The organism is Salinicola aestuarinus (assembly GCF_003206645.1).
Classification (GTDB): Bacteria; Pseudomonadota; Gammaproteobacteria; order Pseudomonadales; family Halomonadaceae; genus Salinicola; species Salinicola aestuarinus.
This window is the reverse complement of sequence record NZ_PZJP01000031.1, coordinates 1-1,242: the sequence shown is the minus strand read 5'-3', so window position 1 is coordinate 1,242 and position 1,242 is coordinate 1. Positions and strand designations below refer to the sequence as shown.

Here is a 1,242-nt window from a genome sequence, read left to right as displayed (position 1 = left end):
TGTTCTTTCTACCTTAGTACTTGAAAAATACCAGGTGATAAAGCATGTTGCCCGCACGATCTCTTACGTAGCCACGGATTTCATCGCGCGCCAAACCTCGGCGGTCTTCAGATGCTGTTGATTGGCTCGTGTAGAACTGAATATCGTCCCAGCTCATGGTGACGACGCCCATATCCTGAGACAAGGCATAGACCTTACGCTCACGACGATTGAAGCGCATGGGATAGTGGGTTTTGCGAAATAATTCTCTGCGCAATAAGGAGTTAAGTAGCGGAAAGCAGACCAACAAGATGACGACAAGAGAAACTGCAAATAGTATGTACGCAACAACGGGGATTTCCGAGCCCTTTTTCACTACAAAATAAATTATTATTGCCAAGCCACAGGCAGATGGAATGCCTCCCATAAGACCGAAAAATGAAGGTACGCCACGAAGTCGATTACCAGCATCCACCACTTCGATAAAAGATGAATTGACTTTCACCACCGCATCATTAAAGTTTGCCTCAACACCTTCCAACGCTTTGTTTTTTTTGTTAAGAAAGCCCGTATCTCCGACTATTTTCAAGAGCTTGGAGGTCGTGCTGGAAACCCCCCAATTCCCTTTGATAAAGAGATTATAATAATCCTTAGCAGACGGCCGCATTTCAGTCTTCCTCATGAGTAATCGCCTTGAGGCGCTGCATTTCATTTTCCAAGGCAGCATTGCCTGGACTTGGCGCACCGCGTTCTCCAAAAGCGCATTCGGCTAGCCATTCCTGTAAATCATCTTCAGTAAACCACCAAATAGCGAGAGCTGCCGCGATTGCAATGACTCCCAATACACCAGCCACCTACCAGAGGGCGATGGTCGAGAATATTCCAGTCGTACCAGCCCCAATGGCAAATACGGTCCCGCTAACAGCGATGGTAGATGAGCCGGAAAGTATATATAAGCTCCCTAGGAACCAGAGCCCCGCGCCAATCATGGCCCCCTCAATCGTAAATGGGGCGACCGGAAAGATCGGAGAACTCCCGACCGCGATTAAGGACACGACGAACAGACCGGCGTCTGCCACTAACGACATTTTCGCGCGACGCCGGAAGTAAAATGCTTTCTCCATCATTCCGAGGCGTCCAGAGGTATGGCGACCTCGACAGTGGTATCACGTGGGGAATGGCGAAGTTCCCGGCACTCTCATCGGGGTTTTTGGTTGCATCGCCGGGCGTACCATCCAGGTTGTTCTCGACCCGTTTGCCACC

2 protein-coding genes are annotated in these 1,242 nt (G+C 49.8%); both read right to left on the bottom strand.

Features of this window, described 5'->3' with window-relative positions:
* Positions 1–13: 13 nt before the first annotated feature.
* Positions 14–661: a DUF6708 domain-containing protein gene (locus DOM41_RS17320; protein ID WP_188112435.1), complete on the bottom strand. Its 648-nt coding sequence runs from the start codon at positions 659–661 to the stop codon at positions 14–16.
* Positions 648–821, bottom strand: a complete 174-nt coding sequence (locus DOM41_RS17655) for a hypothetical protein (RefSeq protein WP_188112434.1) — start codon at positions 819–821, stop codon at positions 648–650. The genes DOM41_RS17320 and DOM41_RS17655 overlap by 14 nt, the downstream gene beginning before the upstream one ends.
* Positions 822–1,242 lie beyond the last annotated feature (421 nt).

What these genes read in the sequence shown, in the direction of transcription:
- DOM41_RS17320 (WP_188112435.1), bottom strand. Translation starts at nt 661, where the DNA reads ATGAGGAAGACTGAAATGCGGCCGTCTGCTAAGGATTATTATAATCTC.